At 72.1% G+C, this 13,646-nt stretch carries 11 protein-coding genes; 2 read left to right on the top strand and 9 right to left on the bottom strand.

What is annotated here, in order from left to right:
• Nucleotides 1-28: 28 nt before the first annotated feature.
• Entirely contained in the window at nt 29-2,095 is a 2,067-nt protein-coding gene (locus ITI46_RS04565) for an N-acetylmuramoyl-L-alanine amidase (protein ID WP_209238065.1), read from the top strand.
• A gap of 78 nt (nt 2,096-2,173) precedes the next feature.
• Here the strand turns inward: ITI46_RS04565 and ITI46_RS04560 are convergent, their stop codons facing one another.
• From ITI46_RS04560 to ITI46_RS04530, 7 genes are all read right to left on the bottom strand, one after another.
• Nucleotides 2,174-2,671: a hypothetical protein gene (locus ITI46_RS04560; protein WP_209238064.1), complete on the bottom strand. Its 498-nt coding sequence runs from the start codon at nt 2,669-2,671 to the stop codon at nt 2,174-2,176.
• Between the two features lie 48 nt (nt 2,672-2,719).
• Entirely contained in the window at nt 2,720-4,804 is a 2,085-nt protein-coding gene (locus tag ITI46_RS04555) for an AAA family ATPase (RefSeq protein ID WP_209238063.1), read from the bottom strand.
• Nucleotides 4,805-5,014: 210 nt separating this feature from the next.
• Nucleotides 5,015-5,254, bottom strand: a complete 240-nt coding sequence (locus ITI46_RS04550) for a DUF397 domain-containing protein (protein ID WP_209238062.1) — start codon at nt 5,252-5,254, stop codon at nt 5,015-5,017.
• A gap of 94 nt (nt 5,255-5,348) precedes the next feature.
• Nucleotides 5,349-6,518 carry a thiolase family protein gene (locus ITI46_RS04545; RefSeq protein ID WP_209238061.1) on the bottom strand — a complete coding sequence of 390 codons (1,170 nt, stop codon included), beginning with the start codon at nt 6,516-6,518 and terminating at the stop codon, nt 5,349-5,351.
• Nucleotides 6,515-7,657, bottom strand: a complete 1,143-nt coding sequence (locus ITI46_RS04540) for a thiolase family protein (protein WP_209238060.1) — start codon at nt 7,655-7,657, stop codon at nt 6,515-6,517. Before ITI46_RS04540 ends, ITI46_RS04545 begins: the two co-directional genes overlap by 4 nt.
• Nucleotides 7,654-8,595, bottom strand: a complete 942-nt coding sequence (locus tag ITI46_RS04535; RefSeq protein ID WP_307808057.1) for a Zn-ribbon domain-containing OB-fold protein — start codon at nt 8,593-8,595, stop codon at nt 7,654-7,656. Before ITI46_RS04535 ends, ITI46_RS04540 begins: the two co-directional genes overlap by 4 nt.
• Before the next feature lie 71 nt (nt 8,596-8,666).
• Nucleotides 8,667-9,467 carry a crotonase/enoyl-CoA hydratase family protein gene (locus ITI46_RS04530; RefSeq protein WP_209238058.1) on the bottom strand — a complete coding sequence of 267 codons (801 nt, stop codon included), beginning with the start codon at nt 9,465-9,467 and terminating at the stop codon, nt 8,667-8,669.
• A 308-nt stretch (nt 9,468-9,775) separates the two neighbouring features.
• Between ITI46_RS04530 and ITI46_RS04525 the strand changes: the two genes are divergently transcribed.
• Nucleotides 9,776-11,425 carry an acyl-CoA synthetase gene (locus tag ITI46_RS04525; RefSeq protein ID WP_209238057.1) on the top strand — a complete coding sequence of 550 codons (1,650 nt, stop codon included), beginning with the start codon at nt 9,776-9,778 and terminating at the stop codon, nt 11,423-11,425.
• Nucleotides 11,426-11,458: 33 nt separating this feature from the next.
• Here the strand turns inward: ITI46_RS04525 and ITI46_RS04520 are convergent, their stop codons facing one another.
• Nucleotides 11,459-12,163 (bottom strand): alpha/beta fold hydrolase, encoded by a 705-nt coding sequence (locus ITI46_RS04520; protein ID WP_209238056.1) that lies wholly within the window; start codon nt 12,161-12,163, stop codon nt 11,459-11,461.
• Between the two features lie 18 nt (nt 12,164-12,181).
• On the bottom strand, nt 12,182-13,636 hold the full coding sequence (locus ITI46_RS04515; RefSeq protein ID WP_209238055.1) for an amino acid permease: 1,455 nt from the start codon (nt 13,634-13,636) through the stop codon (nt 12,182-12,184).
• Nucleotides 13,637-13,646: the final 10 nt, after the last annotated feature.

Raw genomic sequence — 13,646 nt, 5'->3', positions numbered from 1 at the left:
CCACGGCGCCCAGTCCGAGGAGGCGGCATTGCCACGACCCTTCCGTGACCCCGACAGCACCCCGTCCGACGACGGCCGCAGCGACAGACGTGACCACCCACGTGGCCGCAGAGGCGGCGACAGACGCAGCACCGCGCGGACCGCCCGGCGTTCCGTCCGCTGTGCTGCGGTCGGTGCGGCGGCAGCGGCTCTTGTCGTTCCGCTGCTCGCGGCAAGTACGCAGGCGACAGCGGACCAGGTCGGCCGCGACGCGCTCCAGCAGCAGTTCTCGGCTGCCGCCGACCGCTACCACGTGCCGGAGAAGGTGCTGCTCGGCGTCTCGTACCTCCAGTCGCGCTGGGACGCGCACCAGGGGGCACCCAGCGTCTCCGGCGGCTACGGCCCGATGCACCTGACAGACGCCCGCACCGCACTGGCCTCCTCCCGGCAGCAGGGGCACGCCGGTGGACAGGACGCCAGGGGCGACAGCGCGCGTCCGGCCCGCGTCGCCCAGGAGGCCGCAGCGCCCAAGCCGACCGGGAAGCCGCCGGCCCGGCTGCGGACGCTGAAGCGCGCCGCGCAGCTGACCGGGCTCCCCGCCGCCCGGCTGCGCTCCTCGACGGAGGCGAACGTGCAGGGCGGCGCCGCCCTGCTGGCGGACGCTCAGCGGCGGCTGGGGCACCCGCTGAGCGCAGACCCCGCCGACTGGTACGAGGCTGTGGCCGCGTTCCCCGGCGGCGGCCAGGACAGCCCGAGCGCCACCGCGTTCGCCGACGACGTCTTCGGCGTACTGCGCACCGGCGAGCGGCGCACCACCGACACCGGCGAGACGGTCACCCTCGGCGCCACCCCGGCGCTGCGCAGTCCGCGGACCTCCGAGCGGACCCGCCCCGCCGACGGTGGAGCCGAGTGCCCGCGGACGGTGGACTGCGAGTGGTATCCGGCGCCGTACGAGAAGTGGACCGACGAGAACGGCGAGGAGGACTACGGCAACCACGACAAGGCGCGGCGCCCCCAGTCGCAGAAGATCGACTACATCGTCGTCCACGACACCGAGGGGACGTACGAGACGACGCTCGATCTGGTGAAGAACCCCAAGTACGTGTCGTGGAACTACACGCTCCGGTCGTCCGACGGACATGTGGCGCAGCACGTGCGCAACAAGGACGCCGCCTGGCACGCGGGCAACTGGTACGTCAACTCCAAGTCGGTCGGCCTGGAGCACGAGGGCTTCCTGACCGACCCGGACGCCTGGTACACGGAGGCGATGTACCGCAGTTCGGCGCGGCTGGTGAAGTACCTCGCCGAGCGGTACGACATCCCGCTGGACCGGCAGCACATCCTGGGCCACGACAATGTGCCGGGGCCCACGGCCTCCAGCATCAGGGGCATGCACACCGACCCCGGCCCTTACTGGGACTGGCAGCACTACTTCACGCTGATGGGCAAGTCCTTCGCCCCGGAGGCGGCGCACGGGTCGGGCGTGGTGACGATCCGGCCCGGCTACGAGAAGAACAAGCCGGTGTACACCGGGTGCGAGTCCGCTGACAAGCCCTGCCCCGCGCACGGCTCTTCAGCCGTACGGCTGTACCAGGCGCCGGACGCCTCAGCGCCGCTGGTCGAGGACGTCGGGCTGCGGCCCGACGGCTCGCCCTCGACCACGGGCGTGAACGACACCGGTGCCCGGGCGACCACCGGCCAGAAGTACGCGGTCGCGGACCGGAAGGGCGACTGGACGGCGATCTGGTACCTCGGCCAGAAGGCGTGGTTCCACAATCCCTCCGCCCGGCCGACGGCCGTTCCCGGCAAGGGCACCGTGATCACTCCCCGCTCGGGGCGTGACGAGATCCCGGTCTACGGGCGCGCGTATCCGGAGGAGTCCGCCTACCCCAAGGACGTGCCGGTGCAGTCGCTCTCACCGCTGCCGTACAAGGTCACCGCCGGGCAGCGCTATGTGGCGGGCCTGCAGACACCGGGCGAGTATCTGTACGCCGTCACCTACGACCCCGACGCGGAGAAGTTCCAGGTCGTTCGGGGGAAGGAGCGGTACTACCAGATCCAGCTCGGGCATCGGGTGGCGTTCGTGAAGGCGGAGGACGTGCGCGTGCTCCGCTGAGCGCGTGAGGGCGGTCGGCAGTGGATATGCCGACCGCCCGCACGGAACTTGTCCCTCACGGCACCGGGATGCCGTTGATCACTGCTGGAACATCTCGGCCGGCAGCGGCTTGAGGAGCGCGTACAGGTCGTTGGTGATGGGCCGGTCCCAGCTCGCGATGGTGACCAGCACACCGTCGCTGCGGTCGAACTGGACGCAGGAGATCCGGTCTTCGGACAGCTTGATACGGCGCACGATCAGCAGGTTGTCCTCGTGCATCACCGGGTCGTCCTCGGTGCCGACGACCTCGACGTGCTCGTCGTTCTCCAGCGCGGAGAGCAGCTGTGCCACCTCGAACGGCACCTCTCCCTCGGCGACCTCCCGCGCCGGGGAGCCCTCCGGGAGATTGCCGATGATCATCGCGGGGCCGCGTCCGCCGAACAGGTCATAGCGCAGGAAGACGCCCTGGCAGCTCCCGTCCGGCGCGGGCAGCAGCCCGGCGCCGAGATTCCCCGGCCAGTCGGACGGGTCCATGGCCAGGACATCGAAGTCCGGGCCTGCGGGCACGGCGGCGCTGCGGCGGCGGAGGAACGACATGCCGCAATAGTACGTGGCCGCCGGTGATCGCCCCCAGTCAGTGCCCGGTTACCGCGGGACCGCCCGCTTCCCCGGCTCTCCCGGTCGTTCCGGCAGCAGGGCGCGGGCCAGGCCCAGGTAACGGTCGCTGTGCAGTCCCGCGCGCTCGCAGGCCGCGATCCCCTCCCGTAACAGCTCCTCGGCCCGTTCGAGGTGGCCGCAGTGGACGAACGTGCGGGCGACGAGAGCCGGGACCTCGCAGCCCCAGGGGTCGTCCGTCCAGGACAGACCGGCGACGGCTTCCTCGGCGTGGCGCAGCACCGTTGCGGCCGGTTCGCCGCGCCGCAGGGCATGCCAGGCGCGCAGGGCGGGGAGGGATGGGTCCTCGTCGCCGGCCCCGCCACCGTCCACCGAGTGCAGCGCCCGCCACAGGCTCAGCTCGGCGCGCAGCGCGTCCCGCTCGGCGGGGGCACGCGCTCGCCGTACCTCCGATTCGAGGGTGCGCAGGGCCTCCCCGGGGTGCCCGGTGCGGCCCAGCGCCCGTACCAGGAGGCGGACCGCCCGCACGCGCGGCTCCCCCTCGCAGGCGGGCTCCGCGAGGGCGGCGCGCAGCGGGTGGACGGCTGCCGCCGGGGCGTCGGACCGGAAGGCAGCGGCGGCCAGCTCGTACAGCACAGCGGGCCGGTCACCCGGTGCGGGCGGCTCCCGCAGAGCACGGCCCAGGCAGCGGTACGCGGCATCGGGTGCCCCCGCAGCCGTGTACGCGTGCGCGGCCCGGCGCAGCTCGCCGACGAGTGCGGGGTCGCCGTCGGGGTGGACCTCCAGCAGGTGACGGACGGCGGAGCCGCGGGTGCTCCGGTCAGCGGCGAGGGCCGCGGCCGTCTGGCCGTGCAGGGCCGTGCGGATGCTGGCCGGGATGGCGCGGTAGACCTCGCCCGCGAGGGAGGGGTGGGTGAAGCGCACCGGCGCGTCCGCACCGCCGGGCTCCCCCTCCAGGATCCGCGCGCCGCGCAGCCGGTCCGCCGCCGAGCGGGCCGCTTCCCCGCGGAGGCCGGCGACCCGGGCGGCGAACGGAAGTGTGGCGTCGGCGCCGAGCACGGCGACGGCCCAGCAGAGCCGTACGCAGTCCGGGCCGAGGTTCTCCAGCCGGTGGAGGACGTCAGCCGCGGGTGCCGCGGGGCCGAGTTCGGCGAGCCGGGCACGGCTGTCCCGGTGCGGCTTCAGTCCGGCCTCGTGTGCCCGGTGCAGCAGCTCGGTCATGGCGCGGGGGTTGCCGCCGGTGAGCTTCCGGCACTCCTCGGTGAAAGCGGCGTCGGCTTCGTCGGCGGCCGCGTGGGCGTCAGAGCCGGGGCCGGCTTCGGCTTCGGCTTCGGCGAAGAACTCCCCGACGAGCTCGCCCACCGCCTCGGTGCTCAACTCGGCCAGCGGGAAAGGCAGTCGGGCCGGGCCGTCAACGGCAGCGCGGAAGCCCGCAGCGTCCGGGCGCAGTTCCCGCGGGTCGTAGCCGAGCACACACAGCAGCGGCAGCCGCGGGGCGAGCGACGCGAACCCGGCCAGCCAGCCGAGGGAGGCGGGATCGGCCCAGTGGACGTCGTCGACGAGGACGGCGAGCGGTGCATGGCGCACCGCGAGGTGGGCGAACAGCCGGTCCAGGGCCGCCCGTACACCGTGCGGGTGCGGCACCACGGCGCCGCCTGGTGCCGGGAGGCCCGCTGCGGGCGCGGCGAGGTCGTACCAACTGCCGAGCTCGGCGCGGAGTTCACGTTCGTCAAGGGCGGGCAGCAGCGGTCGCAGCAGGCGGCGGACGACATGGAAGCCGACCTCCTGCTCCTGTTCGCCTCCGCACGCGTACAGGACGGTGCCCGAGCGCGCGGCGACGCGCGCCGCGGTCTCGCGCAGGAGCGTGGTCTTGCCGATACCGGCCGGGCCGGTGAAGGCGAGGAGGCCGCCGGTCCGCGTCCGCGGAGGGCCTGCGTCCGTTACGGGCGCACCGAAGCCCGCTGCGGGCGTGCCGGAATCGGTTGCCGGTACACCGAAGTCCCTCGACGGCACCACGGCGTCCGTTGGGCACGCGCCGGGCCTGCCGCTGTCGCACAGCTGGTCAACGCCGCGCTCGACAGCGGCGAGTTCGGCCTCCCGCTCCAGCAGCGCCACTGTCGCAGCCTCTCGGTCCTCGCCGTTTCCGCCGTTCCCCCGCTTCGCTCCGCCGTTCTCCCCGTGCTCGCTCCGGGCAGATGCGCAGAGCTTACGCCCGCGGAGGCGGTGAGTAGGCGGGAAGGCAGAAAAGCCGCAAAGCCGCAAAGCAGGAAACCAGGAGACGGGAGGGCAGGCGGGCGCGTTGCGCGTGGCGCCGGGCAGGGCGCACTACGTCAGGTCGAATTCGCCTTCGCGCGCCCCGCGTACGAAGGCGCGCCACTCCCCCGGATCGAAGATGAGCGCGGGCTTGTCGGGCTGGCGGCCGTGCCGCATCGCCACGAACCCTTCCACGAAAGCGATCTCGACATCGCCGGTGCCCCGGCTGCTCGACTGCCACTGTGCCCGGCTGAGGTCTAGTTCTGGCTGCCCGATGGTGCTGTCGGCCACGCTGGTACTCCTCCCGGTCATCGTCGTCCCGGCCGCCACCCTAACCACGGCCCGGGCCGCTCGGACAGGGCGCGGCACGGGGAAAACGCACGGGCGGAACGAGGGGCTCCGACGGCTAGGAGACGGGCGGCTCGGCGGCGACCAGCCACATCGCGAAGAACTGCGAGCCGCCCCCGTAGGCGTGCCCGAGCGCTCTGCGCGCCCCCGGCACCTGGTGTGCGCCTGCCGCACCCCGCACTTGGAGCGCTGCCTCGGCGAAGCGGATCATGCCGGAGGCCCCGATGGGGTTGGTGGACAGTACGCCGCCGGAAGGGTTGACGGGCAGATCGCCGTCGAGCTCGGTCGCGCCGGACTCGGTCATCTTCCAGCCCTCGCCCTCCTTGGCGAAGCCGAGGTTCTCCAGCCACATCGGCTCGTACCAGGAGAAGGGCACATACATCTCCACGGCGTCGATCTCCCGGCGCGGCTCCGTGATGCCCGCCTGGCGGTAGACGTCGGCGGCGCAGTCGCTGCCCGCGCGCGGTGAGACGGCGTCCTTGCCGGCGAAGAGGGTGGGTTCGCTGCGCATGGCTCCGCCGTGCACCCAGGCGGGCGGCCGCGGGGCGCGCGCCGCCCCCGCGCGGTCGGTCAGCACCATGGCGCACGCCCCGTCGGAGGAGGGGCAGGTCTCCGAGTAGCGGATGGGGTCCCACAGCATCGGCGAGGAGCGGACCTTCTCCAGGGTGATGTCCTCCTCGTGGAGGTGCGCGTACGGGTTCTTCAGGGCGTTGCGGCGGTCCTTGTAGGCGACGAGTGCGCCGATGTGGCCGGGAGCCGAGGTGCGGTGCAGGTAGGCGCGGACGTACGGCGCGAAAAATCCGCCTGCGCCCGCCAGCAGCGGCTGCTGGAACGGTACGGGCAGCGACAGCCCCCACATCGCGTTGGACTCGGACTGCTTCTCGAACGCGAGGGTCAGCACGGTGCGGTGCACACGGGCCGCGACCAGATTGGCGGCGACCAGCGCGGTACTGCCGCCGACGGACCCGGCGGTGTGCACCCGCAGCATGGGCTTGCCTGCCGCGCCGAGCGCGTCGGCCAGATAGAGCTCGGGCATCATGACGCCCTCGAAGAAGTCGGGGGCTTTCCCGATCACTACGGCGTCGATGTCGGCCCAGCCCAACTCGGCGTCCTCCAGCGCCCGCAGCGCCGCTTCCCTTACCAGGCCCGCCAAGGAGACGTCGCGGCGTGCCGAGACGTGCTTGGTCTGACCGATTCCGATGACGCCGACGGGCTCTTTGCCGCTCATGCCTGCCCTCCTCCTTCGTCTTCGCCACCGTCCGCCTCCAGGACCGCGACGAGGTTCTGCTGGAGGCATGGCCCCGAGGTGGCGTGCGCGACCGCGCGGCGGGCCTCGCCGCGGGAGACGCGCGCTGCTGCTTCGCCGATCCGGATGAGCCCGGCCGCCATGACGGGGTTGGCCGCCAGTGGGCCGCCCGAGGGGTTGACGACGGTGTCCTCGCCGAGCCGCAGGGCCTTGCGCAGGACGACTTCCTGGGAGGTGAACGGGGCGTGCAGTTCGGCGACGTCCGGTGGTGGTGCCCCCGGAGCGAACAGTCCGGCACGTTCGGCGGCCAGCCGGGTGGAGGGCGAGTCGGTGAGGTCGCGTACGCCCAGGCCATGCGGGTCGATCCGGTGGTCCATGCCGCTGATCCACGCGGGGCGCCGGCTCAGCCGACGAGCTGTGTCCCCCGCGGCGAGCAGCACGGCGGCGGCGCCGTCGGTGACGGGCGGAACGTCGTGCAGCCGCAGGGGCTGCGCGAGATAGTCGTCCTCCAGCAGGGTGCCGGCGGCGGGCGAGCCGGCCAGTTGTGCATACGGGTTGTCCTGTGCGGCGTTCCTGCTGCGCGCCGCGATCCCGGCCAGCTCCCGTTCGTCGGTCTCGCCCGCGTCGATCAGGGCGCGGGCCTGAAGTGCGGCCAGCGAGGGGGAGTCGGGCCACAGCGGCGCGACGTAGTACGGGTCGAGCTGCCGGGTGAGGACCTCGGGCAGATCGCCCGCTGAGGACTTGCCGTAGGAGTAGACGAGCGCGGTCTCGGCCTCGCCGGTGAGGATCTTGACCCATGCCTCGTAGAGCGCCCAGGCACCGTCCATCTCCACATGCGACTCGGAGATCGGCGGCCAGGCACCCACTCCGTCCAGCGCCATGGTGAAGGAGAACGGTCGGCCGGCCAGATAGTCGCAGGAGCCGGAGCAGGTGAAGTCGATCTCCCCCGCCGACAGCCCCGTTCCGTCGAGGACTTCGCGCAGCACCGGCAGCAGCATCTCGACCTCGGAGAGGCTGTCGGCCGCGCGTACGTGCGCCGTCTGCGCGAAGGCCACCACGGCGACGTCTCTGCGGCCCTCCTCGCGGTACCCCGCCCGGCTGTGCCCCGCTCGGCTCGTCACAGCAGCTCCTTGTACGTCTCGTAGTCGGCGTCGGGCTCGCCGGTTGGCCGGTAGTGGTCCGGATGGCGTCCGCCCTCGGTCCAGACGGGCTCGACGCGCAGGCCCATACGCACCTGGTCGTAGGGGATGCCGGCGATACGTCCGTGCAGTGCGAGCCCGGCGCCGTCGAGGGCGATGTGCGCGTAGACGTACGGCACCTCGATGTCGAGCCCTTTGGCCTTGATGTTGACGACGCAGAACGTGGTGACCGTCCCGCGCGGGCCGACCTCGACCTGCTCGCCGGTCGGCACTCCGCAGGTGGGGCAGGCGCCGCGGGGCGGGACGTACACCTTGCGGCAGCGCGGACAGCGCTCGCCGAGCGTGCGATGGCCGGCCAGCGCGTCGAGGTAGCGGGTCTGGGCGCGCCCCGGCGTGTAGGTGTAGTCGAGGCGGGCCTCGGCGACGATGCCGGTGACCGGGTCGGCGAACGCGCCGGTGTGCGGCTCGGCGCGGTGGGTGGGTGCGCTGGTGCCGACGGGCTCGAAGCAGGCGATGTCCGTGATGGCGCCGCTGCGCTGCTCGGACCAGCGGATGCCCACGCGCATGCCAGTGCGGACCGATGCGGGCCCCTCCGGCGCGTCCAGCGCGTGCAGCAGGGCGGTGTCGGCGCCGTCGAGGCGGACCAGCACCCAGGCGAAGGGGCGCCGCAGCGGCTGCCCTCTGCGCGGGGCGGCGTTCCACGACCAGGTGGTGACGGTGCCGGTGCTGCCCACCTCCACCAGGTCGCGGATCTCCTCTGCGGTGACGGGGTCGTACTCGGTGGGCGGTACGAGGACGCGGCCGTCCGATGCCATGACACCGAGGACCGTGCGTTCGCGCAGGCCGGTGAGGAAGGCGCTCTGGACAGGGCCGAGGGAGCGGGTGAAGGGGAACTCGACGACGAGGGGTGCGCTGAGCACTTTCTGTGCCGGGGCCGCATTCAAGGGTGGGTACCTCTCCGTCTCTGGCAGGGGGCGACGGGCGGGCGTTCTCACGCGCGGCGGAACCGGGGCTCTCGCTTCTCCGCGAACGCACGGGCGCCCTCCTTGGCGTCCGCCGTGTCGAAGACGGGCCAGCCGCGCTCCAACTCCGCGGCCAGCGCGTCAGGTTCGGGCATGGCGGCCGTCTCGTAGACGGAAGCCTTCACCGCCTCGACCGCCAACGGGCCGCAGGCGTTGACGCGTTCCGCGATCTCCAGGGCCGCCTCCAGCGCCGTGCCGTCGGGTACGACGCGCCCGATCAGCCCGATGCGTGCTGCCTCCTCGGCGCTGTACGGGCGCCCGGTCAGCAGCATCTCCAGCGCGTGCGTACGCGGGATCTGCCGCGGCAGCCGTACCGTCGAGCCGCCGATGGGGAACAGTCCGCGGCGCACTTCGTAGAGTCCGAAGACGGCGCTCTGGCCTGCGACGCGGATGTCCGTGCCCTGGAGCATCTCGGTGCCGCCCGCCACGCAGTGGCCCTCGACGGCCGCGACGACGGGCTTGCGCGGGCGATGGTGCCGCAGCATCGCCTTCCAGTGCAGGTCCGGGTCCTCGCGCAGCCGCTCGCGGTAGTGCTCGCCGGTCATGCCGTCACCGGCGAGGGACTTCAGGTCCATGCCGGCGCAGAAGGTGCCGCCCGCGCCGGTGAGGACGACGGAGCGGATCGCGTCGTCCGCGTCGGCCGCCAGCCAGCCGTCGTACAGGCCGACGAGCAGCGGCAGCGAGAGGGCGTTCCTGGCTTCGGGACGGTTCAGGGTGAGCACGAGGGTGGCACCCACGCGCTCCACGGTCAGATGTTCGGTGCCGCCCATCGCGGATCCTCCCGTCTGCGGGCCGCCTCAGGACCTGGAACAGGTTGCAGTAATGCCGCGCGGAGTTCAAGAGGTTTCTGACGCAGCGTCATATTTCTGGTGCGGAAGCCCTTCCCGTCTTCGCGCGCCGGTGCTCTGATGACGCCGGACGACACCGCTGCTGGGCACGCACGGGCGGGGGACGCGCGAGTGCGGGATACGCACGGGGGCGGGGCACGCACGGGGGCGCATCGCGACAGCCACGGGGGCGCACGCGGACGAGCACGTACACGAACGAGCACGCCGGGCCGGGTATGGAGGAGCGCGCCGTGGAGTACAACCTTGCCGATCTGTTCGAGTCGATCGTCGACACCGTCCCTGACCGCGAAGCACTGGTCCATCTGGACCACCCCGGTACCGGCGCCGAACGCAGGCTGACCTACGCCGAGCTGGACCGCGCGGCCAACCGCTTCGCGCACCACCTCACCTACGCCGGCGTCGGCCCGGGCGACCATGTCGGACTGCATCTGTACAACGGCGTCGAGTACGTACAGGCCCTGCTCGCCTGCCTGAAGATCCGTGCCGTCCCCGTGAACGTCAACTACCGCTATGTGGCGGACGAGCTGGTCCATCTGTACCGGGACGCCGATCTGACCGCGCTCGTCTTCGACGGCGAGTTCACGGCGCGGGTGGCTGCCGCGGCGCCGCTCGCCCCGAAGCTGCGCCACCTCGTGCGGGTGGGCGGCCGGCCGCGGGAGAGGCAGTACGGGCCGGACATCGCGCTCACCGTGGCCCCCGTCGGCGTCGCCGAGTTCGCCGAGGCGGAGGCGGCCCAGCCGTCGGACCGCGACTTCGGCCCGCGCTCGCCCGACGATCTGTTCCTGATCTACACCGGCGGCACCACCGGAATGCCCAAAGGAGTGATGTGGCGGTCCGAGGACCTGTTCTTCTCCGGGCTCGGCGGCGGCGCTCCCACCGGTGAGCCCGTCGCCCGGCCCGAGGAGCTGGCCGAGCGCGTCGCGGCCGGCGGTGCGGGGCTGGTGTTCTTCCCCACTCCCCCGCTGATGCACGGCACCTCGACGCTGACCCTCTTCATCGGGTTCAACTACGGCCAGAAGGTGGTGCTGCACCGCAAGTTCGTGCCCGAGGAGGTGCTGCGCACCATCGAACACGAGAAGGTCACAGCGGTCTCGCTGGTGGGCGACGCGATGCTGCGCCCGCTGGTGGACGCGCTCGCCGGTCCGCTGCGCGGCACCGACTGCTCGTCGCTGCTCGCGGTCTCCAGCTCGGGCGCTGTCCTCTCCGAGACGGTGCGGGAGCAGTTCGCCGGACTGGTGCCGCACGCCACGCTCATCAACAACTTCGGCTCCTCGGAGTCCGGGTTCAACGGCACGGCGACGGCCGACTCAGGACCGGCGAAGGGCTTCCGGATCACCGTCAACGACGGTACGGCCGTGGTCGATCCGGCCACCCACCGGCCGGTGCCGCCCGGCGAGGTCGGCCGCCTGGCGCTGCGCGGGCACGTACCCCTCGGCTACTACAACGACCCGGCCAAGAGCGCCGAGACGTTCTTCGAGGCCGACGGCGCCCGCTGGGTGCTGCTCGGCGACATGGCCACCGTGGACGCGGAGGGCGTCGTCACCGTGCTGGGCCGGGGCTCGCAGTGCATCAACACCGGTGGCGAGAAGGTCTTTCCTGAAGAGGTCGAGGAAGCCCTCAAGTCCCACCCCGACATCTACGACGCGCTCGTCGCGGGCGTCCCCGACGAGAAGTGGGGCCACCGCGTCGCTGCCGTCGTCCAACCGCGCCACGGGGCACCGCCGTTGACCGCCGAGGGGGTGCGGGACCACGCCCGCACCCGGCTCGCGGGGTACAAGGTGCCGCGCACCGTCGTACTGACGGAGCACATCCAGCGGTCGCCCAGCGGCAAGGCCGACTACCGCTGGGCCCGCCGGACCTTGGCCGAGAGGGCGGGGTGAGGCAGCGCGCCTCCCCCGGCTCCCCTCGCGCCCTCAGCTCTCCGTGAGGAAGTCCAGGACCGCCCTGGTGAACTCCATGGGGCGGGCCTCGTGCACCAGATGCCCCGCGCCGTCGATGGTGATGACGCGCGCTTGGGGCATCCGCTCGGCCATCAGCTCCAGGTCCTCCTGGGGGAGGTGGCTGCGGTCGCCGCCGCCGACCAGCAGGGTGGGGGCCGTGATGTCCTGGAGCCGGTCCCACCACCGCGGGTCGGGGTCATTGCGCTGCCGGGTCCACTGGGCCTTGACCTCCCAGTCGAAGAGCGGGGTGCCCGGCGGCGGTTCCGGCACCTCCTGCGGCGGACGCACCGGCCGCATGGCTCCCGTCTCCTCCAGCACCAGACGCTCCACCCGCTGCGGGTGCTCCTGCGCGAACAGGTAGGCGACGACGGAGCCGAAGGAGTGGCCGACGAGGATCGCCTTGCCGATGCCGAGTTCGTCCAGGAATCCCCGCAGATCGGCGACGAAGTCGTCCATGCCGTAGCTGCCCGGCCAGTCGCTCTCGCCGTGGCCCCGCAGGTCGAGGGCGTATACGGGATGCGTGCCGGCGAGCGCCGAGATGAGGGGGCCGCGCCAGTCCTCGCCGTCCTCACCGAGGCAGTGCAGCAGGACGACGGGAACTCCCTCCTCGGCGCCCCAGGAGCGATAGCTGAGCCGGATGCCGCCCGTACGAACCGTCTGCGTTCCGTTTTCGCTCATACGGGGGACCGTACCCCGCTAGGGGTCCCGCTTCCCGAAGGAGGGCGGGAGGGTGTCGCCGGGCCGCCTGGCCAGCTCGGAGCTGCGGTAGGAGTAGCTGAAGTACACGGCCAGGCCGACGACGAACCACACGGCGAAGCGCAGCCAGGTCTGCCACGCGAGGTAGGTGGTCAGCCAGATCGAGAAGACGACGCCGAGCGCCGGGGTGACCGGCATGCCGGGGACCTTGAAGGTGCGCGGCAGATCGGGCCGCCGGTAGCGCAGGACGATGACCGCGACGCAGACCACGACGAACGCCAGCAGGATGCCGATGTTCGTCAGCTCGGCCGCTTCCTGGATGGGCAGCAGCCCCGCGATGACGGCGGAGACGACGCCCACGATCCAGGTGACGCGGACGGGCACATGGTGGACGGGGTCGGTCTTGGCGAACCACTTGGGCAGCAGCCCGTCCCGGCTCATCGAGAACCAGACCCGGGTGACGCCGAGCATGAAGGTGAACATCACGGTGAGGATGCCGATGATGGCGCCGACAGCGATGACATCGGCGATACCGCCGAGCCCGACGGACTTGAACGCGGTGGAGAACCCGCTGTCGGGGTCGATGTCCTTGTAGTTCTGCATGCCGGTCAGCACCAGCGAGGCGGCCACATACAGGACCATCGAGATGGCCAGGGAGTAGATGATCGCCTTGGGCATGTGCTTCTGGGCGTCCACGGACTCCTCGGCCGCCGTGCTCATCGCGTCGTAGCCGAAGACGGCGAAGAAGACCGTGGCGGCACCGGTGAAGGCTCCCGAGATGCCGAACGGGAAGAACGGGTGCCAGTTGCCGGTCTTGACGTGGAAGACGCCGACGCCGATCACCAGCAGCACGACCAGGACCTTGAGGCCGACGACGATCAGCTCGAAGCGCGCGGCGTTCTTGATGCCCCGGGTGAGCAGATAGGCGATCAGCAGACACAGCACGGCCGCGAACAGGTCGACGCGGTGCCCGTCCCCGGTGCCGGGCGCGCCCAGCATCCAGGCGGGCAGTTCGATGCCCGTCTCGCCCAGCAGGAAGGAGAAGTAGCCGGAGATGCCGATGGCCACCACCGCGACGATGGCGGTGTACTCCAGCAGCAGGTCCCAGCCGATGAACCAGCCGCCGAGCTCGCCGAGGACGGCGTAGCCGTAGGTGTAGGCGGAGCCCGCCTTCGGGATGAGCCCGGCGAACTCGGCGTAGGAGAGCGCCGCGCAGGCGCTGGCCAGCCCGGCGACGAGGAACGAGATCAGCACGGCGGGGCCTGCCTTGCCGTTGGCGACCGTGCCCGCGAGGCTGAAGATCCCCGCCCCGATGATGCCGCCGACGCCGATCGCGGTCAGGTGCCGCAGACCGAGGGTGCGGGAGAGCTGCGGTCCGGTGCCGCCCTCGGTCTCTTCGATGTGCTCGATGGGTTTGCGGCGCAGTACGCCCTCGCCGCTCCAGAGCCCGGCCATGGGGTCCTCC

This window comes from Streptomyces oryzae (assembly GCF_017676365.1).
GTDB lineage: Bacteria > Actinomycetota > Actinomycetes > Streptomycetales > Streptomycetaceae > Streptomyces > Streptomyces oryzae.
This window is presented reverse-complemented; position numbering and strand designations above follow the sequence as displayed.